This is a genomic window from Nocardia araoensis NBRC 100135 (assembly GCF_000308435.1).
In the GTDB taxonomy this organism is placed as follows: Bacteria; Actinomycetota; Actinomycetes; order Mycobacteriales; family Mycobacteriaceae; genus Nocardia; species Nocardia araoensis.
Map to the genome: position 1 here is coordinate 1 of NZ_BAFR01000346.1, position 23,471 is coordinate 23,471.

At 66.4% G+C, this 23,471-nt stretch carries 24 protein-coding genes and 2 pseudogenes; 14 read left to right on the top strand and 12 right to left on the bottom strand.

What is annotated here, in order from left to right:
- Positions 1-320: 320 nt before the first annotated feature.
- Together ON21_RS33105 and ON21_RS33110 are read left to right on the top strand one after the other, a co-directional pair.
- Positions 321-1,409, top strand: a complete 1,089-nt coding sequence (locus ON21_RS33105) for a hypothetical protein (RefSeq protein ID WP_157171141.1) — start codon at positions 321-323, stop codon at positions 1,407-1,409.
- An 85-nt stretch (positions 1,410-1,494) separates the two neighbouring features.
- Positions 1,495-2,121 (top strand): TetR/AcrR family transcriptional regulator, encoded by a 627-nt coding sequence (locus tag ON21_RS33110; RefSeq protein WP_051021633.1) that lies wholly within the window; start codon positions 1,495-1,497, stop codon positions 2,119-2,121.
- A gap of 250 nt (positions 2,122-2,371) precedes the next feature.
- Here the strand turns inward: ON21_RS33110 and ON21_RS33115 are convergent, their stop codons facing one another.
- A complete protein-coding gene (locus ON21_RS33115; protein WP_051021634.1) occupies positions 2,372-3,109 on the bottom strand; it encodes a helix-turn-helix domain-containing protein in 738 nt (245 codons plus the stop codon).
- A 423-nt stretch (positions 3,110-3,532) separates the two neighbouring features.
- On the opposite strand from ON21_RS33115, the gene ON21_RS33120 reads away from it, so the two are divergent.
- The 8 genes from ON21_RS33120 (at position 3,533) to ON21_RS33155 (ending at position 10,056) form a co-directional block, all read left to right on the top strand.
- Entirely contained in the window at positions 3,533-4,423 is an 891-nt protein-coding gene (locus ON21_RS33120) for an NAD(P)-dependent oxidoreductase (protein ID WP_039804693.1), read from the top strand.
- Positions 4,420-4,821, top strand: coding sequence for a nuclear transport factor 2 family protein (locus ON21_RS33125; RefSeq protein WP_039804695.1), 402 nt, complete (start codon positions 4,420-4,422; stop codon positions 4,819-4,821). Before ON21_RS33120 ends, ON21_RS33125 begins: the two co-directional genes overlap by 4 nt.
- Entirely contained in the window at positions 4,818-5,894 is a 1,077-nt protein-coding gene (locus ON21_RS33130; protein WP_039804696.1) for a maleylacetate reductase, read from the top strand. The genes ON21_RS33125 and ON21_RS33130 overlap by 4 nt, the downstream gene beginning before the upstream one ends.
- Complete coding sequence (locus ON21_RS33135) at positions 5,891-6,775, top strand: hydroxyquinol 1,2-dioxygenase (RefSeq protein ID WP_039804698.1); 885 nt, start codon at positions 5,891-5,893, stop codon at positions 6,773-6,775. Before ON21_RS33130 ends, ON21_RS33135 begins: the two co-directional genes overlap by 4 nt.
- A 224-nt stretch (positions 6,776-6,999) precedes the next feature.
- Positions 7,000-8,238, top strand: coding sequence for an MFS transporter (locus ON21_RS33140; RefSeq protein WP_039804699.1), 1,239 nt, complete (start codon positions 7,000-7,002; stop codon positions 8,236-8,238).
- Between the two features lie 69 nt (positions 8,239-8,307).
- The gene (locus ON21_RS33145) at positions 8,308-9,372 is read left to right on the top strand and encodes a zinc-dependent alcohol dehydrogenase (protein WP_245562838.1); all 1,065 of its coding nucleotides are present in this window, start codon (positions 8,308-8,310) and stop codon (positions 9,370-9,372) included.
- Positions 9,369-9,551, top strand: coding sequence for a hypothetical protein (locus tag ON21_RS33150; RefSeq protein ID WP_039804703.1), 183 nt, complete (start codon positions 9,369-9,371; stop codon positions 9,549-9,551). Before ON21_RS33145 ends, ON21_RS33150 begins: the two co-directional genes overlap by 4 nt.
- Before the next feature lie 10 nt (positions 9,552-9,561).
- Positions 9,562-10,056 carry a hypothetical protein gene (locus tag ON21_RS33155; protein WP_039804705.1) on the top strand — a complete coding sequence of 165 codons (495 nt, stop codon included), beginning with the start codon at positions 9,562-9,564 and terminating at the stop codon, positions 10,054-10,056.
- A gap of 402 nt (positions 10,057-10,458) precedes the next feature.
- Here ON21_RS33155 and ON21_RS33160 read toward each other — a convergent pair whose 3' ends face one another.
- The 4 genes from ON21_RS33160 to ON21_RS36360 form a co-directional block, all read right to left on the bottom strand.
- A complete protein-coding gene (locus tag ON21_RS33160; protein ID WP_051021635.1) occupies positions 10,459-10,971 on the bottom strand; it encodes a winged helix-turn-helix transcriptional regulator in 513 nt (170 codons plus the stop codon).
- The gene (locus tag ON21_RS33165) at positions 10,968-13,262 is read right to left on the bottom strand and encodes a molybdopterin-dependent oxidoreductase (protein WP_051021636.1); all 2,295 of its coding nucleotides are present in this window, start codon (positions 13,260-13,262) and stop codon (positions 10,968-10,970) included. Before ON21_RS33165 ends, ON21_RS33160 begins: the two co-directional genes overlap by 4 nt.
- 159 nt (positions 13,263-13,421) lie before the next feature.
- Positions 13,422-14,024 (bottom strand): WS/DGAT domain-containing protein, encoded by a 603-nt coding sequence (locus ON21_RS39505; protein ID WP_039804707.1) that lies wholly within the window; start codon positions 14,022-14,024, stop codon positions 13,422-13,424.
- Between the two features lie 115 nt (positions 14,025-14,139).
- The gene (locus tag ON21_RS36360) at positions 14,140-15,066 is read right to left on the bottom strand and encodes an alpha/beta fold hydrolase (RefSeq protein ID WP_157171142.1); all 927 of its coding nucleotides are present in this window, start codon (positions 15,064-15,066) and stop codon (positions 14,140-14,142) included.
- Positions 15,067-15,539: 473 nt separating this feature from the next.
- Here ON21_RS36360 and ON21_RS40720 point away from each other — a divergent pair.
- Both ON21_RS40720 and ON21_RS33180 read left to right on the top strand, forming a co-directional pair.
- Positions 15,540-15,731 (top strand): annotated as a pseudogene (locus tag ON21_RS40720) (MerR family transcriptional regulator); the annotation flags it as partial.
- A gap of 69 nt (positions 15,732-15,800) precedes the next feature.
- Positions 15,801-16,361 carry a GyrI-like domain-containing protein gene (locus ON21_RS33180; RefSeq protein ID WP_245562840.1) on the top strand — a complete coding sequence of 187 codons (561 nt, stop codon included), beginning with the start codon at positions 15,801-15,803 and terminating at the stop codon, positions 16,359-16,361.
- An 848-nt stretch (positions 16,362-17,209) separates the two neighbouring features.
- On the opposite strand, the gene ON21_RS36365 is transcribed toward ON21_RS33180, so the two are convergent.
- Complete coding sequence (locus tag ON21_RS36365; RefSeq protein WP_157171143.1) at positions 17,210-17,467, bottom strand: hypothetical protein; 258 nt, start codon at positions 17,465-17,467, stop codon at positions 17,210-17,212.
- A gap of 20 nt (positions 17,468-17,487) precedes the next feature.
- Positions 17,488-17,649, bottom strand: a complete 162-nt coding sequence (locus ON21_RS39085) for a hypothetical protein (RefSeq protein ID WP_157171144.1) — start codon at positions 17,647-17,649, stop codon at positions 17,488-17,490.
- A gap of 33 nt (positions 17,650-17,682) precedes the next feature.
- Here ON21_RS39085 and ON21_RS33190 point away from each other — a divergent pair, with 33 nt between their 5' ends.
- The gene (locus ON21_RS33190; RefSeq protein WP_157171145.1) at positions 17,683-18,093 is read left to right on the top strand and encodes a hypothetical protein; all 411 of its coding nucleotides are present in this window, start codon (positions 17,683-17,685) and stop codon (positions 18,091-18,093) included.
- Between the two features lie 509 nt (positions 18,094-18,602).
- On the opposite strand, the gene ON21_RS33195 is transcribed toward ON21_RS33190, so the two are convergent.
- Positions 18,603-18,809 carry a heavy-metal-associated domain-containing protein gene (locus ON21_RS33195; protein ID WP_039804712.1) on the bottom strand — a complete coding sequence of 69 codons (207 nt, stop codon included), beginning with the start codon at positions 18,807-18,809 and terminating at the stop codon, positions 18,603-18,605.
- Positions 18,810-18,860: 51 nt separating this feature from the next.
- The gene (locus tag ON21_RS33200) at positions 18,861-20,264 is read right to left on the bottom strand and encodes an MFS transporter (RefSeq protein WP_039804747.1); all 1,404 of its coding nucleotides are present in this window, start codon (positions 20,262-20,264) and stop codon (positions 18,861-18,863) included.
- A gap of 610 nt (positions 20,265-20,874) precedes the next feature.
- Here ON21_RS33200 and ON21_RS33205 point away from each other — a divergent pair.
- The gene (locus ON21_RS33205; RefSeq protein WP_051021640.1) at positions 20,875-21,198 is read left to right on the top strand and encodes a hypothetical protein; all 324 of its coding nucleotides are present in this window, start codon (positions 20,875-20,877) and stop codon (positions 21,196-21,198) included.
- On the opposite strand, the pseudogene ON21_RS33210 reads toward ON21_RS33205, so the two are convergent.
- From ON21_RS33210 to ON21_RS33220, 3 genes and pseudogenes are all read right to left on the bottom strand, one after another.
- Positions 21,164-21,481: pseudogene (locus tag ON21_RS33210) on the bottom strand (DUF8832 domain-containing protein); the annotation flags it as partial. The gene ON21_RS33205 and the pseudogene ON21_RS33210 sit on opposite strands and share 35 nt — an antisense overlap.
- On the bottom strand, positions 21,400-22,611 hold the full coding sequence (locus ON21_RS33215) for an MSMEG_0565 family glycosyltransferase (RefSeq protein ID WP_083881059.1): 1,212 nt from the start codon (positions 22,609-22,611) through the stop codon (positions 21,400-21,402). The pseudogene ON21_RS33210 and the gene ON21_RS33215, both read right to left, overlap by 82 nt.
- Positions 22,611-23,462, bottom strand: coding sequence for a carbon-nitrogen hydrolase family protein (locus ON21_RS33220; RefSeq protein ID WP_039804713.1), 852 nt, complete (start codon positions 23,460-23,462; stop codon positions 22,611-22,613). Before ON21_RS33220 ends, ON21_RS33215 begins: the two co-directional genes overlap by 1 nt.
- Positions 23,463-23,471: the final 9 nt, after the last annotated feature.

A 23,471-nucleotide genomic window follows, 5' to 3' on the forward strand; every position in this document is an offset into this window, starting at 1 on the left:
TCGACCATGTCCAAGTCCTGCCTCTCTGTGGCGGTCACGTCCATGGGCGTGCCGACCTCCTCGATACTAAAGCAATGATAACTTGCATTAAGAATGCGGCGTGATCAAACCCTTGGCAACCCCTACCGCCCAGGGCGTGCGATCCGCATGTGTGCCTACTCGCTCCGAACGACGGGCGGAGGCTGCCCTCGGCGGCCTCGTTGTGCCATGTTGCCGGTTCGGCCGACGCTGCCTGGTCCGACTCGGCGGTCATTTAGTCGGGCCGTGGCGCGTACGACGGAGGTTGGCAGGTGTGAGCCTTTCGATACCTTGCGGTCCTGGTGGTCGACGAAGTGGGATACGTCGATCGGCCAGCCGATGTGGTAAAGGCCAGCTTTTCCGGCGTTAATCATGCGCAAACCATTGACACGGTGATGCGAGTAACCGATGCTGTGTTAACGCAGAGAAAACTTGCGTTAACAGCCTGGGCTCGTCGGCCTGCTGGCGACCGTGAAAAGCAAGTGCCCGAGAGGAATTGGTCAATGCCGACCAGAAGAAGTTTCATGATCCACGCAGCTGGGACAACGGCCGCTGCCGGCCTGGCCGCGGTGTGTCTGGGCACCGGGACGACCTCCGCGTCACCGATGGGACAGTCGGCAGGTGCCGGGCTGCGCACCTTCATCGACGGGGCCATGGTAGATCCGGCCAAGGTCGTCGAGTGGGAACGCCGACGGCTGGCGGTGGCCGCGGCGCGGATGCGCAAGGACTACACCGGCATGCTGGTCGGCGAGCTGGATTCACTGCTGGCCCGCTTGGAAGTCGCTGTCGACGACATCCCTGCCGCACGCGCGGCCCTGGCGCGAGCCCGAGTGTTGATCGGTCCGGACGGGTTGCGGGAGCTGCTCGCCGGTGAACTCGTCGCTTCCGAGGCCGCTGCCCGGACCGGGATAGCTGCCTCGGGTGGGCGTTGGCAGTATTCGATCACCGAGGTCGCCAGTGACCGGGGGACTGCCGAGGGCTTCGTGGAGTGGTTGGACCGAGCGCGCGTGAACAACGACCGTGCGGTGTGGACCGATGCGTGTCCGGACCACTACATCATCGCGACTTTGCCCGACGGCCGGCAGGAAGTCATCGAAGTGACCGGCGGCGCGATGTTGGCCAGCCAGTTCTTCATCGATTACACCGACACCGCCAGGGTGATGGTGCCCTCGGATCCGGCTTTCCCACTCGCCGTCTCCGGGGTGGCTTCCCTGGCTGACGGCTTCGTCATCGGCGGGGTGCGCCACCAGTTCCGCAACGAGCCCGGCGGCGGGTTCCGCTGCCAGCTCAAGGTCGCGTTCCCCGCGGCGCTGCCGGAGCTCTACATCACCGAACATCGCTGGCATCTGGCGTGCGAATTCGGTAACTGGATCGCTGCTTATCTGCGCTGACTCCCGCGGACCGCCCTTCAGGCGGGGCTGCGGGGCGGCGTGGTGTATTCGGCGCGCGCGAGGTCCGTCGAGTAAAACTTGGACCATGGACCAGCGTGGAGGCATAGCGGGGGAGCAGACACGGGCGGCCCCGGGTCCGCGCAAGCGGACCGGGGGCCGTTCGGCGCGCGTGCGCGAGGCGGTACTGGCCGCCACCCTCGAACAGGTCACCGAGTTCGGCATCGAGGGCCTGAGTATCGGCGACGTCGCTGCTCGCGCCGGTGTCGCAGAAACAACGATCTACCGTCGTTGGGGTACCCGCACGGCGTTGGTGTCCGAAGCCGTCACCCAACTGGCGGCAGCCGGGAACCCGCCCCCGGACACCGGCGCCTTGCGGACCGATCTGCAGGTGCTCGCCGAGCAGATCTCACACTTGATCGCTCGGCCCGGAATCGTACGGCTGATCGGAACCGTCATCGCACTGTCGGCCGATCCCGAGGTCGACGCCGCACGCCGCCGGTTCTGGATCGACCGCTTCGAACAGAGTTCACAAGTCATCAGCAAAGCGCTCGAGCGTGGCGAACTTCGCGATGGGACCGACCCGCGAGAAGTGCTCGAAACCTTGGCTGCGCCGATATATTTTCGAATGCTGGTGGGTGAGAAGCCCGTCGACGACACCTTCATCATCCGCTGTATCGAGCACGTTTTGACCCTGCACGGCAAACCGGCCTGAGTACCTCAGGTATGGCCAGGGCGCGAGATTGCAGCATGCTGACCTGCGTCCCGGTGGGGCCAAGTACACCGGATATGTCGAGCTACGTGACACGCAGTGCGACGATGAAGTCGCCACCGCAATCCTGGCCACCTGCTGCACGAGCTGTCGCGCCGTCAGTCGCTGCGGGCTCGGGACGATGCGCATCGGCGGCAAGCATAACCTCGCGGCGATCTTCGAACGTCTCTGATCGGTCTGGGCCCGGCCGCGGCTAGTCGTGGCGGCGGGGCCTGCTGGTGTGCGGTCGTGTCGATGCGGCGGCGAGCAGCCCCAGCGCGTCGACCGCGTTCGTGACCCCTGCCGGCAGATCGGTGCCGGATTCCCCGAGCTGGGCGGCGATCCATTCCCGGGAGGGTCCGGGCTCATTGCGCCCCGCAATGAACCACACCCCGCGCGCGGGCTCGCCGGACTGGTTGACGTACATGTGTGGACGGGTGGAGTCGAAGCATAGCGAGTCACCGGCGGTGATCGTGTACTTGTCGAAATCCAGCAGCAGGGTCAGCTGCCCGGAGAACAGATACGCGTACTCAGTGCCCGAGTGGCGCATGGGCATTCTGTCCACCGAACTCGCCGCGCCGGGCTCGTAGGTGACCAGCAGGGCGTCCACGCCCGCGTCCGGGTCGACGGCCAGTTTCTCCCAGCGCACACCGTTGGCCATCTCGATCACCGGATTGTCGGCGCCGCGCTGAACCACCCCCGTTCCCGACGGTGCGGCGGACTCACCGGTCGGTGCTGCGGTGCGGCCGTGCTGGATGCCCAGCAACTCATCGAGGGAGACCTCGAGGTGGTTGACCAGAGCATAGAGGGTGCTCACCGATGGCTGGGACTTGCTGTTCTCGATCTGGGACAGCTGGCTGGCCGAGATGCCCGCCGCCGCCGCCACCCCGCGCAGGCTCGACCCGCGATCCAGGCGTGCCTGCTTCAGCGCCGGCCCGATCCTGTCCTGCATCCGCGCACCCCTCATCTTCTCGATCCAAAGCGTCAACTCACAGTGAACGCCGCCGGTTCACTGCAGATGAACTCTACCGGCATGTTCGGTGAACGGCGAGATCGTGCCCGGAAGCGGCCGTGTTCCGTTACTCACGCGAGTACTCAGGCGAGTCGGGATGCCGTGGCCGGAAGTATCGGCCGATGTAGCGCAACATTTCAGTGTCATGAAATCGATGTCGCGCTCAGGTTGACAACGTCCAACATTTGTTCAATGCTACTGAACATATTCTCGCGGCGGTGTTCGCCCCGCTTCCCGTCATCGACGACGAAGGAGACCCGTGTCCTCCCCGCTAGCGCAACCTCGGTCGAGTCGCCCGTCACGGCTGTCCGCGACCGCTGTCCGGCTCGACATACCGAACGCGTCACCGGAGCGGAGAGGATCATGCTGATCGGATTCGCCGGTCTGGGCAGGATGGGCCGTCCGATGGCCGAGCACTTGGCCGCCGCCGGGCATACTGTTCTCGCCTACGACCCGATAGTCGCACAGTCGCCCCAATCGGTGACGCTCGTCGATACCCCCGCCGCGCTGGCCGCCACCGAAATGTCGATCAGCATGCTCCCCGATGGCGCGGCAACCCGCGCCTTGATCGTTGACGGGCTGCCCGCCGTCGCGCCCGGCCACCTGCACATCGTGATGGGAACCGTCGGTCCGGTTGTCGTGCGCGAGCTGGCCGCGCAGTCGTGGGTGGAGGTGATCGACGCGCCGGTGTCGGGCAGTGTGTCGATGGCCGAGACCGCATCGATTACCACGATGGTCGGGGCGACGACTGCCCAGTTCGAGCGGGCGCGGCCGGTGCTCGCCGCGATGACCGCCGCCCAGTTCCACGCCGGACCGGTCGGATCGGGGTCCACGGCCAAGCTCGCGGTCAACGCGGTGCTCGCCGGGCTGAGTCAGGCTGTCGCGGAAGGGATTCTGCTCGCCGAAGCAGGTCAGCTGGATCCCGCCACGTTCTACGACATCCTTGCCAGCAGCGCGGCAGGTGCACCGTATGTCGGTTACAAGCAGCAGGCCTATCTGGCACCGGAATCGACCCCGGTCGCCGCGCCGGTGTCCCTGATCCGCAAGGACCTCGGCCTGGCGTTGGAACTGGCCCAGCGCCAGCAGCTGAATCTGCCGGGCGCTCGAGCCGCCCTGGCCGTGCTCGACGACGCTATCGCCGCCGGGCTGGCACAGGCCGACATGGCGCAGGTCCTCACCGCGCTGCGCCGAAGCAACCAGCCGATGTCGCGCGAAGCCGGTTCCACCCCCCAGCAAACAGGAGCACTCTCATGACCGGTGACACCCTCGCCGCCGAGGTCGAATCGACAATCCGCTCACTCGAGGACGCCCGCTACGCCGCGGTGTTGGCCGGTGACGCCGATGCCTTCGCCGCCCTCGCCCACCCCGAACTCGTCTACGCCCACTCCAACGCCGAAGTCGACACCCTCGACAGCTATCTGGACAAGCTCCGTTCCGGCCACTACGTCTACCACCGCATCGAGCACCCGGTGCACCGGATCGTCATCGTGGGCGACACCGTGGTCGTCTCCGGAGAGATGCATGCCGACATCACCGCAGGCGGGGTGCGCAAACAGCTGGCCAACCGGGCACAAGCCATCTGGGTGTGGAAGGACGACCGGTGGCTGCTGCTGGCCTACGGGCCCACCGTCATCCCTGGGGGGAACCGATGAACCGCTTCACCTACGACGGCCTGCCCGGCCGCGTCGTTTTCGGCGCAGGCGCCGCCCGTAGCGAGCTGATCGGCGAGCTGGACCTGCTGGGCGCCCAGCGCGTTCTGCTCATCGCCACCGACAGCGAACGCCGGATCGCGACCCAGCTGTGCGCGCCGTTCGCCGACCGGGTGGCGGCGACATTCTCCGGAGTCCGCCCGCACGTGCCGGTGGAGGTCGCCGAACTGGCCCGCAAGGCGGCCGCCGAGGCCGAGGCCGATGTGGTGCTGTCGGTGGGTGGCGGATCCACCACGGGCACGGCCAAAGCTGTAGCGCTGAGCTCCGGGTTGCCGGTGCTCGCGGTGCCGACGACCTACGCCGGCTCCGAAGTCACCCCGGTATGGGGCATGACCGAACAGGGACGCAAAACCACCGGAACCGATCGGCGGGTCCTGCCGAGAACCGTGGTCTACGACCCCGAGCTGACTACCTCTCTGCCGATGGAGCTTACGGTGGCCAGCGGCCTCAACGCGGTAGCCCACTGCGTGGAAGCGTTCTGGGCGCCGCGACGCAGCCCGGTCGCGAGCGCGATCGCCGAAGACGGCATCCGCCACCTTGTGAGTGGGTTGACCACCATCACCGCAGACCTTGCCGATCCGGGCAGTCGCGGGGAACTGCTTTTGGGCGCTTATCTCGCCGGGTCGGCCTTCGCTGTGGCCGGTTCGGGCCTGCACCACAAGATCTGTCACGTTCTCGGCGGTGCCTTCGACCTGCCCCATGCCCAGACGCACGCGATCGTGCTTCCTTATGTGCTGGCCTACAACGCCCCCAACGCCGGCGACGCCACCGATCGCATCAGCCGTGCCCTGGGCCGAACCGACATCATCGAAAGTTTGCGCGAACTCGGCGCGAGGCTCGGTGTCCCCGCGGGTCTGCGGGAACTCGGCATGACCGAGTCCGACATCGACACCGTGATCGAGGACATCGCTGCGATCGCACCTGCCGACAATCCGACCCCGGCCACCGAGGAGGGTCTGCGCGCGATCTTGCACAGCGCCTGGGCCGGAGCCGATCCGGCGGGACCGGCGATATGAGCGACGTCCACGTCCGCACGACCGACCGTGAGGACGCTGTCACCGCCGAGGTCCTGGCCAGCTTCGATGCCACCCCAGATCCCCGGCTGCGCACGGTGATGCACAGCCTCGTCCGGCACCTGCACGCCTTCGCCCGCGAAATCCGGCTCACCGAGTCCGAATGGGAAACCGCGATCGAATTCCTCACCCGCGCAGGACATATCACCGACAGCAAGCGTCAAGAATTCATCCTGCTCTCCGATGTGCTCGGGCTGTCCATGCTGACCGTCGCCATCAACGAGGCCGCCGCTCCCGGCGCCACCGAATCCACGGTCTTCGGTCCGTTCTTCGTCGACGACGCCCCCGAGATACCCCTGGGCGGCGACATCGCCCGCGGCGCGTCGGGCATGCCCTGCCATGTATCCGGCCAGGTCCGCTCGGTGACGGGCGAACCGATCGCAGGCGCGCGCATCGAGGTGTGGGAGGCCGATGAAGACGGCTTCTACGATGTGCAGTACCCCGACGGACGCTCGGCCGGCCGTGGCTGGCTGAGCTCCGGCATCGACGGCGAGTACCGGTTCTGGTCGGTACTGCCTGCCCCCTATCCGATCCCGCACGACGGCCCGGTCGGCGATCTGCTGACCGCGACCGCCCGGGGGCCGATGCGCCCCGCCCATCTGCACTTCATGGTCACCGCCCCGAATTTCCGGCCGCTGATCACCCACATCTTCCTCGCCGACGACCCCTACCTGGACTGCGACGCGGTCTTCGGCGTCAAAGACAGCCTCGTCGTCGAGGTGACCCACCACACCGACACTCCCGCACCCGAGGGTTCAGGTCCGCACGAAGGCTGGGCAGAGATCACTTTCGACCTGGTACTCGCACCGAGCGACGATCGCTAACGCTTTCGCCAGTCGAAAAACTTCCCGGGGATCCATCCCGGGATATACGCGACCGGGCCCGTCGAGGTCCGGATCGAACGGAACCACCCCAGTCTCGACCAATCGTGTTGTGACAAGCAGCGGCTCTGGTTCCACACCCTGCGAGGCGACGCTCGTTGCCTCGTGATTCGAAGATCGACGCTGCCCCGGGCACGACCCCAGCAGCTCACACTGGAGGTACAACGATGCGACGTACTCGTTGGATCGTGCTCGGCGGGTGTTTCCTCGCCTACCTGTTCGACGCCCTGGAGATCGTTCTGCTCTCCATGGCACTGCCCACCATCCGCAAGGACATGGGCCTGACGATCACCCAAGGCGGCCTGCTGGCCACTGCCACCCTGGTCGGCATCGGTGTCAGCAGCGTGCTGGGCGGTTACGTCGCCGACAACTTCGGGCGCAAGAAGGCGCTGCTCGCCTCCCTGCTCACCTTCGGTGTGTTCACCGCGGCTATCGCGGTCGTGCCCAGCTTCGAGGTGTTCCTGCTGCTGCGGTTCCTGGCCGGTGTCGGTCTCGGCGCGGTATGGAGCGTGGTGTCCGCGTATGTGGTCGAGACCTGGTCGGAGAAGAGCCGAGGCCGGGCCGCGGCGTTCGTGATCAGCGCTTTCCCCGCTGGTGGCGCGATGGCCGCCACCATCTCCGGCTGGTTCCTCCCGGACTGGCGGCTGATGTTCTTGGTCGCGGGCGCCGCGGTGATCATGCCGGTCGCCATCGTGCTGGTCTTCTTCAAGGAATCCGGCAGTTGGGAGGCACAGAAAGCCGATAGCGCCGGTGATGTCGTCTCTGTCCGTGATGTCCTGGGTTCCTCGCTGCGCCGACGCACGCTACTCGGCACGCTCATGGCCGCCCTGGCCTTGTTCGGCTACTGGGGCGCGATGACCTGGCTGCCTACCTATCTCACCGCCGAGCGCGGTCTGCCCTCGACGTCGGTCGCGGTCTTCGTCACCATGCTGAATCTGGGAATGTTCGCCGGTTACAACGGTTTCGGCTTGCTGGCCGACCACATCGGCCGCCACCGCACAATCGTCATCACCCTGCTCGGCGTCTCGGTTACCCTGCCGATCTACGCGCTCACCGCCCACCAGACCGCCCTGCTATGGCTGGGACCGCTCTTCGGCGCCTTTACCGCCTTCTTCGGCCTGTTCGGCTCCTATCTCGGCGAACTCTTCCCCACCAGGGCACGCGCCACCGGCGCCGGGTTCTGCTTCAACGTCGGACGCGGGATCTCGGCGCTGGCACCCTTCATCCTGGCTGGACTGGCCAGCAGCATCGGTTTCCAGGGCGGACTCATCGTGTGCGCCGGCTTCTTCGCACTCGCTGCGGTCGTAGCGTTGCTGTTGCCGCGCACCGGCACCGCGACGGTCACCGATGAGGTTGCCGTCCGGCCGATCACCGATCCTCGCGACGACGCGCCCGCCAAGATCTGACAGTGGTGGTCCGGGCCGCCCGGCCCGGACCACTTCCAACAATCACCATATCGACGAGGAGAATTCGCCGTGTCATCGACGATGCGAGCCGCCGTCTACCACGGCCCCCGCGACATCCGTCTCGAGGATGTCGACATTCCTGTCCCCGCGGAGGGAGAGGCACTCGTACGGGTCCTGAGATCGGGTATCTGCGGAACCGACGCCTCCGAATGGATCGCCGGCCCGAAAGTCTTCCCCGTGCGACACCGTCACCCGCACAGCGGACACCTCGGCCCTATCATCCCCGGCCACGAATTCGTCGGCGAGATCGTCGAGGCCGATCCCCGATCCGAATTCCCCTCCGGCACCCTCGTCGCCAGCGGCGCCGGTATCTGGTGCGGTGACTGCCGGCGCTGCGCCGAAGGCCGCACCAACAAATGTGTGCAGTACCGGACCCTCGGACTCAACCTCCACGGTGGGATGGCCGAATACGTCGCGGTGCCGTCGAAGACATTGCGCGCGCTGCCCATCGGCCTCGCCCTCGACCATGCCGCTCTAGCCCAGCCGCTGGCCGTCGGCATCCACGCGGCCCGCCGCGCCGGCGCCAACGCGGGCGACCGCATCGTGGTCATCGGCGCGGGCGCGATCGGCTCGTTCGTCCTGGCCGGGCTCCGCCACCTCGGCGACTACGACATCACCGTCGTCGATATCGCCGGTTCTCGCCTGGCCCGTGCCGAGCGCCTGGGCGCCGATCTCACCCTGATCGCCTCTTCCTCGCTCGGCGAGGAGCTCGCCGAGGCTTTCGACGGTGACAAGCCCGATGTGGTGATCGAGGCCAGCGGTGCGCCGGGGCAGCTGGCACTCGCGCTCGAACTGGTCACCGACGGCGGACGGGTCGAGGCCGTCGGCATACCGAAGCAGAGGCCGGAGGTCGACCTGCATTCTATGATCTTCCGCGAGATCACCCTCGACTCCACACTGGCCCACGTCTGTGACACCGACCTGCCCGCCGCCCTGCAGATGCTGTCGCAAAACCCGGTCCTGGGTGAAGAATTCGCCGAGACTCCGTTGAGCCTGGCACAGCTCGGCTCGGCGCTGGACCGGCTCGCCGGTGGCCACGTGGAAGGAAAAGCCATCATCGATCCCGGCGCGTGACCGACGCGACCGGCGGCAACGATACGGTCGACGACACCGGCTTCCAAACCGATCTCGTCGTCTTCTACTACCCGTCATCGAAACCGGCGATGCGGCCGGAGAACCGCGACAGGTCGCGTAAACCCGCACGCGCCCTCTACCGACCCGTTGTCACTTTTTCATACGACTTTTCTGGATAGGGATGGACTCATGGCTCTCGATCCTGAGGCCCGTCTGTGGGCTGCCCGACGCATAATCGCCGCGGCGCTCGGCGACGACAGACCCGACGGTGAACTGATCAAGGACTACGGCATCGGCATCGCCGACGGCGCAGCCGACACCGTGTGGATCCTCGGCGAGTTGGACGACTCCCTGCCGTCGCACTTCTCCGGGCATCTGGGAAACATCGCGCACCGGCTGGTGGATGCCTTGGACCGGCTCGAGGTCACCCGCGTCAGCAGCCGGCGGCACCGGAGGTGCGTCTCCTGCGACAAGCTGGTCAGCATCGCAACCCGCAGCGACTCGGGTTTGTACCGATCTGTGCAGATCCGCTGCGGCGCAGTTTGTATCGGCTGCATGGTCGTCAACAACTCACCACTGGATCTGCCGCGCGATCGAACCGAAGCCGACCGCCGCGGCGTTACCGAGGTCCAGGTCGTCTCACTGGCACGCGGCGAAGAATGGTTCGACCGCCAGCGCGGTTGAGCGTTGGTGCGCGGCACTGTGCGGATGCGGTCCGGAGGGCGTCGAGATGCTCGATGATCAACGGGCGATCAGCCACCGGCGTCGCGGCCGGGTCACCGACGAGGCTGCGACCCCGTTGCGTCGGGTGTGGCGCCGGACCGGTGGTTGTCACGAGGTCGCCGCGTTCTTCGAAAATGCCACACCGACGCGCGCCTGTGACCGTCATGGCCTGCTCAGCCGAGTGCATCACCGGAGTATCGAACTCGGTGTGCGTGCTTCGTCGCCTGGGCGCACTGGTGGAACGACCAACGCAGGCGTCTACGCCACTCGACGATGCTGACGCGGCAAGTTCGCTGACCTCCGTGGTTCGGCGGTCGCTAGGCTTCGATCCACCGACGGCTCAAGACCGATGGAGGATCGGGGTCAAGGCTGTGCCGGGTTGTCGTCGAATCGTCCGGTCGCCAGTGCGGTCTCCCTCAATCGTTCGGGGAAGCCCGGCCCGAGTCGGGCGCTGATATCGCCGTGCCGCAAGGGTTCACGGCAGTGCGCACACACCGTCTCGGCGTAGGTGTCGTGCCCGCAGCTGTTGTGGCGCAGCGTGATCGGGGGGCCTTCGCTGGGTGCGCGCCAGCGATCGCCCCAGCGCATCATCGCGGCGATGACGGGGAAGAAGTCACGGCCCTGCTCGGTGAGCCGGTATTCGTACCGCACCGGTCGTTGCTGGTAGGGCACTCGCTCCAGCAGCGACTCGTCCACCAGCCGGGTCAGCCGTTGACTGAGGACGTTGCGGCTCAGGCCAAGGGTGCGTTCGAATTCCTCGAAACGCGTCGCACCGTAGTAGGCCTCCCGCAGAACGAGGGGAGTCCACCAATCCCCGATGAGGTCCACGGTGCGGGCGACGGTGCACGGCCAGTTGGCGAAGGTGGTGCGCTTCATGCCTCGACCGTATCCAGGGTTGTCGTGGCGTCGGTCGCCGAGTCGTTCGGCAACGGCTCCAGCCGGGCCTCCACGTACTTGTGCCACGGTGTTCCGACCCATTCGTCGCGGGAGTCGAATCGGGTCAGCTCATTGGGCGCTACCCCGATACTGATCGGCTCGGCGTCGGCCTCCGCGACATCGAGTCCGAATCCGTTGGGCAGCGCCAGGTGCCCGGCTCGCATCCGGTCGGTGGGCTCGACCGCCACCTCCGCGCTGCCGCGAGGAGTCGTGACGCGGACCCGATCGCCGGCGACCAGCCCGAGTCGCTGCGCGTCGATGGCGCTGATGCGGAGCGCACCGGCACCGTCGCGCTTGCGCCAGCCGTAGTCGCGCATGATCGTGTTGGCGGTGAAAGCCCGGCGTTCCCCGGCGGACAACACGAATGGCCAGTCGTCGGAATCGGCGGACATATCCGGCAGTCCCGCCACCACTTCCAGCAGCTCCGGTATATCCAGCTGGACCTTTTTGCCGCGGAGGCGGTTCCAGGTCTCTTCGTAGCTGTCCTCGGTGGTGACGATGCCGTGTTCACCGGAGAGGATGGCCTCGAACAGTCGCTCGCCTGCGGGCAATCCCGTTCCGTATCCGGCCTGTTCGACGCTCGCGGGGAACTTGCGGACGCAGTTGTGCGCGGCCACCCACAACAGCGCGGCAGCGGCCGCGTCGTTGGGCAGGGTCGGGCCCAGTGTGCGGTAGAGCAGAACCGGAGCCAGTTTGGCCTTGGCCGGATCGGCCGACGCGGTGAGCATCGCGAGCGCGTAGGCGTCTCTGCCCTGTTCCAAGGCGGCGCGCAGCGGTGCGTAGTCCTGTTCGCCGAGTGCGCCCGCCGCCTCGACCAGGCGGGCGTGGATTTCCGGTTCCGGCAGCACACCCTCAGGCGTCGGCAGCACCGGCCTGCGTAGGTGGAAGATGTTGCGGGGGAAGTCGAAGTTGAAGAACGTCGCTTCGTACTTCTCGAATTGGGTGGGCGCGGGCAGCACATAGTCGGCCAGCCGCGCGGTTTCGGTCATCGCCACGTCGATCACCACGACCAGTTCCAGCGCTGCGAGCGCCTCGCGCATCCGCGCCGAATCGGCCAGCGAATGCACCGGATTGCTGCTCTCGATGAACATCGCGCGGTAGCGTGCCGGGTGATCGGTGAGGATTTCCTCGCTGATCACGTTGCATGGCACCAAGCCGCTGATGATGGGTGCGCCCACCACAGGGCTCGTCGGCCACTGTCCGGCCGGATGTCCGCGGTCGTGACCGAGCGCGGTCAGCCCGGTGAACGCGTACTGCGTTCCGGGTTTGGCGAGGTTGCCGGTCAACAGCCACAGCAGCTTCTCGACGTAGCTCACCACCGTGGAATAGCGGTTCATCTGGACGCCGAGGTCCTCGAGGGCCGCCACCGACTCCGCTCGGGCCAGCCGCCGGGTGGCGGCGGTGACCAGCTCGAGGTCGACGTCGGCTATGGCGCAGTACTTCTCGATCGGCACCGCGCGCAGCACGGACAGCACCTCGTCGAGCCCCTCGGCGTGTTCGGCCAGCCAGCCGGTGTCGATCAGGTTGTCACGCACCAGCATGGCGGCCATCGCCATCAGCAGGTACACGTCGGTGCCGGGCCGCAACTGCAGGTGGAATTCGGCCATCTCGGCGGTCTCGGTTCGCACCGGGTCCAGGACGATGATCGCCCGGTTCGGGTCGCGGGCGATCTCCTTGAGCACCGATCTCGCGCGTGGGAATCCGTGCGACTGGTAGGGGTTCTTGCCGATGAACAGCGCTACTTCGGCATGCTCGACATCGGAACGCAGCGGGTGACCGAACATCCGCGCCGACACCCAGAAGTCGCCGGTCTTCTCCTGGGCCAAGGCGCTGGAGCGATATCGCATGCCGTAGGCGGCCATGGTCGCCGGAGCGTACGCGCCGCCCAAGTGGTTGCCCTGACCGCCGCCACCGTAGTAGAAGATCGATTCGCCGCCGTAGCGGCGGCCGATCTCCCGCAGTCCGGCCGAGATCTCCGAGATCGCTGTGTCCCAATCGATTTCGTCGAAACCGCCGTCCGGGCGGCGGCGCAGCGGGGCGGTGAGCCGGCCCGCGCGCCCGTTCTGGTAGTGGTCGAGCCGCAGCGCCTTGTTGCACGTGTACCCCGCTGAAGCGGGATGCTGCTTGTCCCCGCGAATCTTCTCGAACGTCCGGCCATCAGGTCCGACCAGTACCTGAATGCCGCAGTTGCACTCGCACAGGATGCAGGCCGTAGGCCGCCACTCCGTCATCTCGCCATACTAAGGGAGTGAGTTCACTAGCGCTACTGACACCGGCGGAAACGGCGCTGGCAGTGGTGTTGCCCATTCGGCGCGGCCCCGGTTGTGGAGTCGATGCACTCGGCGGCGGTGTGGCGCAGCCAGACGCTGTGTCCGGATCTGCGAACCGAATCAGCCACTGCTCGTGCAGCGACGGGTCACTTTCGGTGCGTCCCGAGGCGCGCTTTCCGTTCGGCTCGTGGACCGGGTCGCCTTGACGGCCGAGGTGGGGGATCGAGGTATGCGGTGGTGGCTATCTGCACGAACGATCGGATCAGGGGGTGGGTGTCGCCCTCGTTCCAGGCAACCACCACTCTGCTCGGTGCCATGTCGATCAGTGGGACCGTGCCCAGTCCCTCTGGCGCACTGTGCCCGAGCGGGGTGATGCCGACGGTGCCGTTTCACCCCGCGGGCGAACACCTCCACGTCCGGGCAGTTGTCCTGGTCCGCGGCGACAGTGAAGTCGAGCTGGCCGGCGTACGACAGGGCGACGACGACAAGTGGCAGGTTGCCCATGGGCGGCAGCACCGGAAACACCGAGCGAAGCACCGAGGGCATCCCCGGCTCTAGGTGTCGCGGGACCGCATCGAGTCGGACGCTGCCGTCCACGTCGAGCAGGCTTGTGCCGTCGAGGACGGCGAGCCCGCCGATGTCGGTGGACCAGCCGTAGTCCTCCCAGAGCAGCAGGAACAGGTCCGAAGCGGTCACCCGCTCCTGCGGACGGGTCTCGGCCATGACCTCACGTCCCGTCTCGGTGGCCTGAACAGCCGCCGTAGTTGCGAGGCCTTGGTGGAACGCGTAGACAGCGATTACTCCGGCGGGAGCTCACCCGCCGGATGCCTGCGTCGTGCTACAGAGTGAACCGAGCGATGTCCTCGGCAACGCGCTCTGGTGCTTCGAAGGGGAACGCGTGACCGAGCCCGGGGTAGATCAGCAATTCCGAACCGTTGATGTAGCGATGTAGCACGATGGAGTTCGCGGCGGGTTCTTGCTCGTCGTTCTCCGCGCCCAAGATGAGGGTGGGCAGCTGCAGGGCCGGCAAGCTGCTGATGACGTTGGTGGTGGGGTTGATGAGCCAGTCGGTCATCGCGGCGCGTTGACGGTTGAGGCCGGTGAGGTTCGTCCCGATCCTGTTGAGGCGCAAGCCTGTTCGTCGACGCCACGCTGACAGAGCGTCGGGGTGGCCGCTGAAATACAGTGGAATGACCTGGTCGGCAGGCGCAAGCGGGTCGAACGCGGGCAGGCCTCGGACCAGACTGGGCGGATCGGGCAGCACCTGCTGTGTTCCGCCGGGGCCGGTTCCCATCAGGACCAGGGCGCCGACGTCATCGGGATGGTCCACGGCCATGCGTTGCGCGACGAATCCTCCGAGGGAGAAGCCCACCACGGTGGGGCGGCCCAAGTGGAGCGTCTGGATCAGGGCTGACGCCTGATCGGAGAGCTGAGGGACAGTCGAGATGGCCGAAGAGCCGGCCGGGGTTCGTCCCACGCCGTCGGAGTCGAAGATGACGACGTGATTGGTCATGGCGAGGCGGTCGAGCAGTGCCGGATCCCAGTCGTCCATGCTGAGTCCGAGACATGGGGTCAGCAACAAGGTTGGTCCATGTCCGAAGCTGCGGTAGGCGATCGGCAGCCCCGCGACGGTGACGACGTGGGTGGGTGCCGTCAGCGACGGCGACCGGTCGAAGTGATCGGCCGTGGTCGACTCGATGTCGGTATGGGCAGGCGGGCGGGCCGTAGGGGCGGCGTCAGCGGCGGTGGGCGCGACCAGCAGCATGCTGGTCGCCAGTGCGGCCACGACGGCCGAGGCGGGCACCGAGCGTCGCGAGACGGGTCGCCCACGGTGGGGCATCGGCCCGCTGCCGGGTGTTGCCGGAGTTGGCCGCGGCAGGTGGTGGGCGGACATGCGGGCTCCTTGCGGTTGCGGGATGGACTGAGTGGATGTGCTGTGATGGGCGTAGGCGTGCTGTTCAGCCATACGTCCGTTGCCTTTCGGTCGTCTTACGCGTATGGGAGATGCCAGCGGCCCCAAAGGATTCACAGCGGCTTCCGCTGTCGTCTGCCAGGAGGAAGCCGAAGCGGCGACCACGAGATCGTCACCGATACACGCCGTCGGCGACCTCACCGGCAGACCTCTGCGGCGCGATCGGTGCCCGCCGATCATTCCTTTGACCGACCATCGCCGCGCCGGTTGACTCTGACACTGTGTGAGGTTGCAGACTCACTGGCGTGACCGACCCCTCGAAGCTGATGTCCATCGGCCGGTTTTCCTCGTTGAGCAGGATCAGCGTGCGGATGCTTCGGCACTACGACGCAACTGGGGTGCTTGTTCCCGCCGTGGTCGATGGTGCCAGTGGATACCGCAGGTATTCGCCGGAACAGCTCAGTGATGCCAGCCGGATTCGGCAGCTACGCGACGTCGGCTTCGGCGTGTCCGCCATCGGAGCCCTGCTCGCTGTGTTCGGCACTCCCGCGTATGCCGATGCGCTGCGGTCGCAGCGCAGGACACTCGTGGACGAGGCCGCCTCGGCCCGGCATCGGCTGGCCCTCATCGAGCGCATGCTCGATCGGAACGAATTGGAGAACATCATGGCCGACATCGAGGTCGAATTGATCGACATCCCCGCGATGACGCTGGTAGCGCTGCGGGGGACGGTGGAAAACTACGCCGCCGAGGGGAAGTTGTGGGAGCGTTTCATGCCTGAACTCCAGCGGCAGGACATCGCGATGACCGGTTTGTGCGGCTGCATCGAACACGATGAGGACTTCCGGGAATTCGACGTCGATGAATCGGTTTTTGTGGAGACCACCGCGAGTGTCGAGGCGCGAGCCCCGCTCGTGGCGCTGCACTTGCCGATTCGCCGCGCAGTGTGCGCAACTGTGACCGGCTCGTTCGCCGAGATGATCCCCCAAGCCCACGATCGAATCGCGGCCTTCATCAGCGACAACGGATTGAGGATCGCTCGCACCGACGACGATATCGCGACCCACCATTTCAACGTCTATCGCAACGACCCCAACCAGGTGCCTGAATCGGAGGCCATGGTCTCAGTGACCGTCCCGGTCCTGTGAGTCACCGGAGGGCGTTCCGACCCGGTAGGCCCTCGTCGGGGGAACGCCGAAACGGTCGGCCGGATGGAGCCTGCCGACCGTTTCGCGTGCCCATCGTGTTGTCACCGGGTGAGCAACGAGCGCAGGGCGACGACGGAGTCGCCTCTACGACAGCACCCGAAGCGAACTGATCGACCTGCGGACCGAATTCGGTCCGCACGAGCCGGCTTCGGAGAGCCGGCGCAGCGGATGTTCAATACCGGGCGGCCTTCAATTCTTTCCCCCTATACCCCCGAACCGGAACGATGAGGAGATTCGCCCGCAGCAATCGCGCGGAGACCGAGTCGCGATCCATGTACTTTGAATGAGCTGCGCGAGAATGTGTACGTGGAAGGCGCTGTGCTCCCGCACGATACAGTGCTGCCGCCGAACGGACGCGATGGCGCTCATACCCGGTGCTGTGCAACTAAGGATGAAATGATGGCGTCACACGATCGAGCCCGCCGAGTTCTGCTGGCCGCCGGGATCGCAGTCGGATTGACCGGATCCTCGATAGCATTGGCCCCCGCTGCCAATGCCGGAGACGGTTGCTTCGTTCAAGCGGCGACCGACAATCGAGCCTACGCTCAATGCTCGAATACAACCAAGCAGTACCGCGCCGGTGCCGCCTGCATTTTGTGGGGACTGCCGGCGGGGACAGCTTACGGGCAATGGGTTCGAAACAACCAAGTGTCGGTTGCTGATTGCAGCTATCCTCGCCGAATTCTCTGGGAGCCCACACGCAAGTTCGTCATCTTTTATGAGAAGCGATGAAGGTCGACCGGCCGAATCCGAAAGTGCCACCAGTCCTGCGATAACAACCGGCCGGATCAGCCGCGGCTTATCTTGGAAGTGATGCGGTCCAAGACAGGGCCGACCTGGTCGGCATCGTCTAACTCGACATACTCGGTGACAGCCTCATAGCTGCCCGGCTGCACATAACACACGTCTGCCCAGCCGCCGGCATACAAGATCAACTCCCCGAACGCGTCCTCCTCACCATGCACGACCACACAGAGTGACATAGGACGGTACGCTTCAGACCAGTCGGTGAGCACGGGGACCGGCCACGGCACATCATTGTCCATCCAAGTAAGAGCAGACACCATCAAACCCCGCGACAGCCAGCCCGGCCGCCGGGCAGCGATAAGCTCGGCAGCCCGGTCGAGATCGAGATCAATCCGGGGAGGACTACCGCATGGCGCAGCTTCAGCATCGAATCGACGAAATGACCGATGACTCGGGATTCCTCGGTCTTGTCGACCCACACGCGTACACGTCGTTCGTGGGCGAAGACTGGACCTTGGAGATGCTGTTCGAGCGCGTCGAATCGGAGATGCGGCAGCGGACGATGCTGCTCTGGGGAACCGGCGGCGAGGAGCGATGGCGGATCGACCTTTCGGATTCACCGGTAGATCCGCGGCTGCCGGTCATCAGGCAAATCGCCGGCCCCATCACCGTGACGCGCGGTGAGCTGGTCGTCGTCAATTTGGACACGGTCACCATGGCTGCCCAGTTCGCGGACTCCTCCGTGGACGACGACAAGGATATATACGGGTCCAGTATCGAGCTCCCGAACGGCGACTACATCTGCACCATCAGTCAACTCACCGATCCCGAAGAGGACCGGGCACACGAAGGCCCTGACTTCCACCTCCAGCTGCTAGCTGGACGAACTTCACCATGGTCCGGGGTCCCATGGTCCGAACTGTGACGCTCCGACGGAATGCACGGCATTCGGCGTGAGCGCACATCGTCAGCGAACGGGCGCTACCCGGCAGATCCGGACGCTCGCGGATCGCGCGCCCAGCGGCATTATCGAACATCTGGGTGTGGGCGGCCCATCGGCAGCGACGGCCTGGCTGTGAACTGTGCAGGTCACACCGCACGTGGCCTGTCGCGTCCGCCAATGGTCGGCGACGGCGGTGTTGCGGCAGAAGATGACCAGCCGCCGGCGCCTGCGCCAAGAGGACCTCTTTTGTCAGCAGCTCGGTCCGGGCTGCGAAGCCCCCTCCTGAGCCGTTGCGCTGGAGCGGCGCGCGTGTGGTGCTGGTACCTGCAACGAAAGCCTTGTCGGGTATCCAACACCCTCGGCACCAGCTGTCGAGAGGTATTCGAATGCGTATCGGGGGTTCCAGGGCAATCGCGGGTCCTGGGCGTGGAGCTGAAGCGACCCGGTGGCATCCGCCGTGTCGGAAGGGTGCCCCGGGTCGGCGCTCGTGTTCACTCGGCGAGGCGGAAACCCGCTTCCTGGACCGCGGTGGCGATCGCGTCGCGTCGGATCGGCTCCGTGGCGGTGATGGTGACCAGACCTTCGGCCACATCCACCTCGACGGTTCGGACGCCGGCGATCTTGCCGACCTTGTCGCGCACCTTGCCGGCGCAGCACCCGCAGGTCATACCGGTGACGTTGAGTGTTGTCGTGTTCATCTCGGGTTTTCCCTTCTCGTCGAGTCGAATTCGGTGGTCATGCCGGATGGGCTACGTCGCCGGTTCGGAGCGCCGCATGGTTGCCGCCGTGACGCCGGCGCCGACGAGAGCGATGACGGCGGCGCCGATGAATGCCGCTGAGAACCCATTGGTGAGATCCGGCAGGCTGTCGATGCGGTCGGCGCCGAAGGAGGCGGCGACCGCGGTCATCGCCGCCAGGCCCACCGCGGAGCCGACCTGGTAGCTGACGTTGACGATGCCCGAGGCCAGGCCGCCCTCCTCGGGACGCGCCGCGGAGATGGCGGTACCCAGCGACGGCACGAAGGCCAGCGACATTCCTGCGGCCGCGACCAGGGAGGCCGGCAGGACGTCCACCCAGAAGTTCCCGGTCGGACGCACGAGCGACATGATCGCCAGACCCAGCCCGAGCACGGTCAGCCCGGCCACGATCATCGGTTTGGCGCCGAACCGGTGCATGGCGCGGGGCGCCAGCACGATCATGCCGAGCATGATCAGGGTGGTCATCGGTAGCAAGGCCGAGCCGGCGGGGAAGGCGCTGTAGCCGAGTACCTGCTGCAGGTACAGGTTCAGGAAGAACCACATCGGCACCCAGGCCGCGCCGAGCAACAGCTGGGCGATATTGGCCGCGGCGAGATTCGGTGCGGTGAAGATGCCCAGCCGCATCAGCGGCTCCCGGCGTCGCGCCTGGATCAGTACAAAGGCGGCGAGCAGTGCGGCTGCCGCGCCCAGCACACCCCAGGTCTGTCCCGACGCCCAGCCGACCTCCGGCGCGCGGACGATACCGTAGACCGCCGCGGCGAGACCTGCGGTGACTGTCACCGAGCCGAGCAGGTCGACGGAGCCGGAACGGGCCGGTGCGCCGGGCATGAGCGCGGGGACCGCGAGCAGCGCCAACAGTGCGATCGGGATGTTGATGTAGAACACCCACGGCCAGCTGATGTACTCGGTGATGACGCCGCCGAGGAAGACACCGGCGGTGCCGCCCGCGGGGGCCGCCGCGCCGTAGATGGCCAGCGCTTTGGTCAATTCCCCTGGCGCCGAACCGAACAGCATCATCAGCAGGGTCAGCGCCGAGGGTGCGATCAGGGCCGCTCCGCCACCCTGGATCGCGCGCCCGGCCAGTTCGGTCGCGACATTGCCCGCCGCGCCCGCGATGACCGAACCCGCGAGCAGGACCGCCCACCCGGCGGCGAACACGCGCCGCGCACCGAGCAGATCCGACAATCGTCCGCCGAGCAGCAGCAAGCCGCCGAAGGCGATGACATAGGCGTTGAACACCCAGGTGAGGTTCTCTTGGGAGAACCCGAGATCGGTCTGCATCTTCGGCAGAGCGATCCCGATGATCGACGTGTCCATGATGACCATGAACTGGGCGGCGGCGATGACCGCCAGCGCCCACCACTTTCGTGTGGTGGTCCGCATCTGCGTACTCATGACATTCCCGTCCTTCCGGAACATTACGGAGGCCGTACCATACCCCCCTAGGGTATGAATCCGTCAAGAGGTGTACCCCGTTGATGGGTGAATTCGGTGCGGTGTCGCGGTGATGAACAGGGCGGAAGTAGTGATCGGCGCGGCCGAGGTGCCGGTGGCCGGTAGACCGTATCCGGTGGCGTCGGACCGAGGGAGGCTTACCTCATGAGTGGCTGTGTGCCGGTGCGGTGGCGCTCCGGGGACTCGACGCGTGAAGCGCGCTGTCGGGCGACGCTATCGCAGTCGAGATGGCTCACCTCGACTGTCGCGATGTGCCCCGGGGGCGTGGTGAACGACTCCAGTGCGGTGAAACCTGCGATTACGGCTCGGACGACAGGTTTCGACGCGGTCACCTGCCGCTGGAGCGCGGCCCCGCATGGAACTCCATGACCGCACGCCGGCGCGTATGGACGATGCCCGCCCCGCGGCCGACTACGTGGAGCGAACCTCGAACGGGCGGCCGGAGGTCGGCGCCTGTCTGTGTGGACCGTGGGTTGCGGCACTTGCGTATACCCCCTGGGGGTACTGAGTTTCGAGTGTCCACCACAGCAGGATCGGAAAGGCCGCGACAATGACCACTCAGACTTACTCCCACCACCATGGCGAGCACGTCGCTCATATCGGTCACGGCCATCACGCCGAGCATGCGGCCGCTTCCGCCCACGCCGGTCACGGAGATCACGCCGCGCACGGCAGTGGAGCGCCGGGCGGGCTCCAGATCACCCAGGACGGGTACACCTTGGAGTTGGCGGAACCCATCACCGAGCCGGGTGAGATCGACTTCCGATTCCGGATCCTGGGCCCGGACAGGAAGCCGGTCACCGATTACACCGCCATCCACGACCGCGACCTGCACCTCACGTGCCGGGTCCCGGTACGGCGGTGTGGAAGGTGACATCCGGTCCGGGCGCGGTCACACCGTCGCCGGGTTCACCGCTCGGATGCACGTGGATATAGGCCAGATCGCCCGCCCGCAGGATGACCAGATGCCCGTATGCGGCCAGGTACGGCTGGAGATCGGTGACCGGTGCGCCGTCCTTGTGCACGGAGAGAGTGAGCAGGCGGCCCTCACCGAGCACGAGGTCACCATCGAGGCTCACCTCGTATCCGTCCACGACCGCGGTGCGCGCGGCTTCTGGAACGGGTTGCGGCCGGTACGCACCCGCCACGGCGAGATCCGCTGGTTCAGCGGTGTGGTGAGCATTCGGGGCGGTACTGCTGTGGAATGGGTGCGGTAGAACTCGAGGTGGGCTCGGGCCGTTCGGTCCCAGCTGAACAGGGCGGCGAGGGCTTTGCCGTGCTCGGTGCGGCACGGGTCGGGAACCAACGCTCGCGCGAGTTCCGCGGCCAGCTCGGCGGGTGTGGCCGCGTAGCTGATGGCCTCGCCGAATACCTCGCGCAGCACCGGGAGATCGCGTGCGACGACTGGGACTCCGGCGGCTAGGGCTTCCATGGCGGCGAGCCCGAATCCCTCTTTGGTGGAGAAGAACGGGAGGAGGGTCGATGCCGCCACGAGTGCGGGGAGTTCGGTGTGTGGGACGGTGCCGAGGATGGTGGGGCGGATGTCGAGTTCGATTGCGCGAGTGTCGAACTGGGTCCGGTAGTCGCGGTAGTCGAAGAGTGTTTCGCCGCCTGCGAAGACGAGGTGCAGGTCTGGATGATCGTGCCGCAGCAGGGCGAACGCCTCGAGTAGGTCGATGCTGCCTTTGCGGGGTTCGATGCCGCCGACGGCCACGATGTACCGGCCGAGTCGGCGTCGCCAGGCGGCGCGGGCATCCGTGGCGTCGGGGGAGTCATCTGCGGCGGCCGCGAAGCGGTCGTATTCGACGCCATTGGGAATCACGGTGGGGCGCAGAGCCCAACCGGCCTGAACCTCGGCCGCGACGGCGGCTGACACGCAGATGTGTGCGTAAGGCTCGACGATGGCGCGTTCATGGCAGCGGGCGAGTTCGGGGGTGGTGAAGTTGTCGAGGTGGTGGATGGTGCGGATGCGGCAGTCGACGGCGTTGGCGCTGATGCAGTCCTGTGCGTGCACGATGTCGTAGTCCTCGGGAGTGAACGCCTGCCGCAGTACGTCTATGGAGCGCATGATTCGCGTCCCGACCTGTTCGCCGTCGGCACTGGTGAAGGGAACGACGCGAACTGTCACGGAGGAATCCACGGGGCGGAAGAAGGCGGCATCCCCGCCACGTCCGAGCGTCCATACGGTGACATCCGCGCCGAGCCGGGCGAGCGACTCGGCGAGATTGAGCGTATGCACGACCCCTCCACGGGGTTTGGTGGAGTACGTGAGAAGTGCGATCCGCATCAGTAGCCGCTCTTTTCGGTCATCAAGTTGTGGTAGGCGTCGACACGGCGTTCGTCCAGGTGCCGCAGGACGCGCCGGGCTCGCTCGACCTCGGCATCGATGTCGAGTTCCGCCACCGCGAGGCCGCCCTTGGACCAGGTTTTGGCGAGGATGTCGCCGCCGGGGCCGACCACTTTGGCTTGGCCGAGGAAACGCAGGTTGCCGGTGATTCCGGTTTGATTGGACGATGCGAGAACAACCTGGTTCTCGGCGGCGCGGGCCTGGTCGTACAGGTCGAAGAGGCGGGATTGCCGATCGTTGGGCATCCGGGAGGCGCGATCGGTGACGCTGGCGGGCCAGGCCGACAGCGCCGCGATGGTGCGGGCACCGTCGAGAGCGAGAGCTCGCGCGGATTCCGGGAACGTCTTGTCGTAGTCGATGAGCATGCCGATCCGACCGACCGGGGTATCAAAAGCCGCGAAGCGATCTCCGGCCGCATACGCGAGGTGTTCGCCGGCCGGCTGGTGTACTTTGCGGTGGCGGCCGAGCACCCCGTCGCCGGTAAGGCACACTGCCGCGTTGTAGCGGACACTGTCTGCACGTTCGGCATAGCCGACGCAGATCGTCATACCCCCGGCCAACCGGCACAACAGCCGGAACTCGGGTCCATCGGGGTCGATGGCCTCAGGTCTGGCGGCTGGATCCGGGTTGCGGAGATCTCCGATGTAGCCGCCGAGGCTCGCATCGGGTAGCACAAGTAGATCGACGCCGTCCTGGGTGAGCCGGTCGATGATGCCGGCGATCTTGTCCAGAGCGCGGGCGATGTCCGCGCCGAAATGTGCTGCGACAGCGGCTATTCGGGTGACCGTCATGGGTCCGCC

Bases quoted from the DNA above. Each gene is read 5' to 3' on its own strand.
- ON21_RS33140 (WP_039804699.1), top strand. From the start codon at position 7,000: ATGCGACGTACTCGTTGGATCGTGCTCGGCGGGTGTTTCCTCGCCTAC.
- ON21_RS33110 (WP_051021633.1), top strand. From the start codon at position 1,495: ATGGACCAGCGTGGAGGCATAGCGGGGGAGCAGACACGGGCGGCCCCG.
- ON21_RS36365 (WP_157171143.1), bottom strand. From the start codon at position 17,467: ATGGACAATGATGTGCCGTGGCCGGTCCCCGTGCTCACCGACTGGTCT.
- ON21_RS33220 (WP_039804713.1), bottom strand. From the start codon at position 23,462: ATGACGGTCACCCGAATAGCCGCTGTCGCAGCACATTTCGGCGCGGAC.
- ON21_RS33205 (WP_051021640.1), top strand. From the start codon at position 20,875: ATGACCACTCAGACTTACTCCCACCACCATGGCGAGCACGTCGCTCAT.
- ON21_RS33200 (WP_039804747.1), bottom strand. From the start codon at position 20,264: ATGAGTACGCAGATGCGGACCACCACACGAAAGTGGTGGGCGCTGGCG.
- ON21_RS33215 (WP_083881059.1), bottom strand. From the start codon at position 22,611: ATGCGGATCGCACTTCTCACGTACTCCACCAAACCCCGTGGAGGGGTC.
- ON21_RS36360 (WP_157171142.1), bottom strand. From the start codon at position 15,066: ATGCTGCTGGTCGCGCCCACCGCCGCTGACGCCGCCCCTACGGCCCGC.
- ON21_RS39505 (WP_039804707.1), bottom strand. From the start codon at position 14,024: ATGGCCGAGACCCGTCCGCAGGAGCGGGTGACCGCTTCGGACCTGTTC.
- ON21_RS33195 (WP_039804712.1), bottom strand. From the start codon at position 18,809: ATGAACACGACAACACTCAACGTCACCGGTATGACCTGCGGGTGCTGC.
- ON21_RS33165 (WP_051021636.1), bottom strand. From the start codon at position 13,262: ATGACGGAGTGGCGGCCTACGGCCTGCATCCTGTGCGAGTGCAACTGC.
- ON21_RS33125 (WP_039804695.1), top strand. From the start codon at position 4,420: ATGACCGGTGACACCCTCGCCGCCGAGGTCGAATCGACAATCCGCTCA.
- ON21_RS33160 (WP_051021635.1), bottom strand. From the start codon at position 10,971: ATGAAGCGCACCACCTTCGCCAACTGGCCGTGCACCGTCGCCCGCACC.
- ON21_RS33155 (WP_039804705.1), top strand. From the start codon at position 9,562: ATGGCTCTCGATCCTGAGGCCCGTCTGTGGGCTGCCCGACGCATAATC.
- ON21_RS33115 (WP_051021634.1), bottom strand. From the start codon at position 3,109: ATGCAGGACAGGATCGGGCCGGCGCTGAAGCAGGCACGCCTGGATCGC.
- ON21_RS33130 (WP_039804696.1), top strand. From the start codon at position 4,818: ATGAACCGCTTCACCTACGACGGCCTGCCCGGCCGCGTCGTTTTCGGC.
- ON21_RS33135 (WP_039804698.1), top strand. From the start codon at position 5,891: ATGAGCGACGTCCACGTCCGCACGACCGACCGTGAGGACGCTGTCACC.
- ON21_RS33120 (WP_039804693.1), top strand. From the start codon at position 3,533: ATGCTGATCGGATTCGCCGGTCTGGGCAGGATGGGCCGTCCGATGGCC.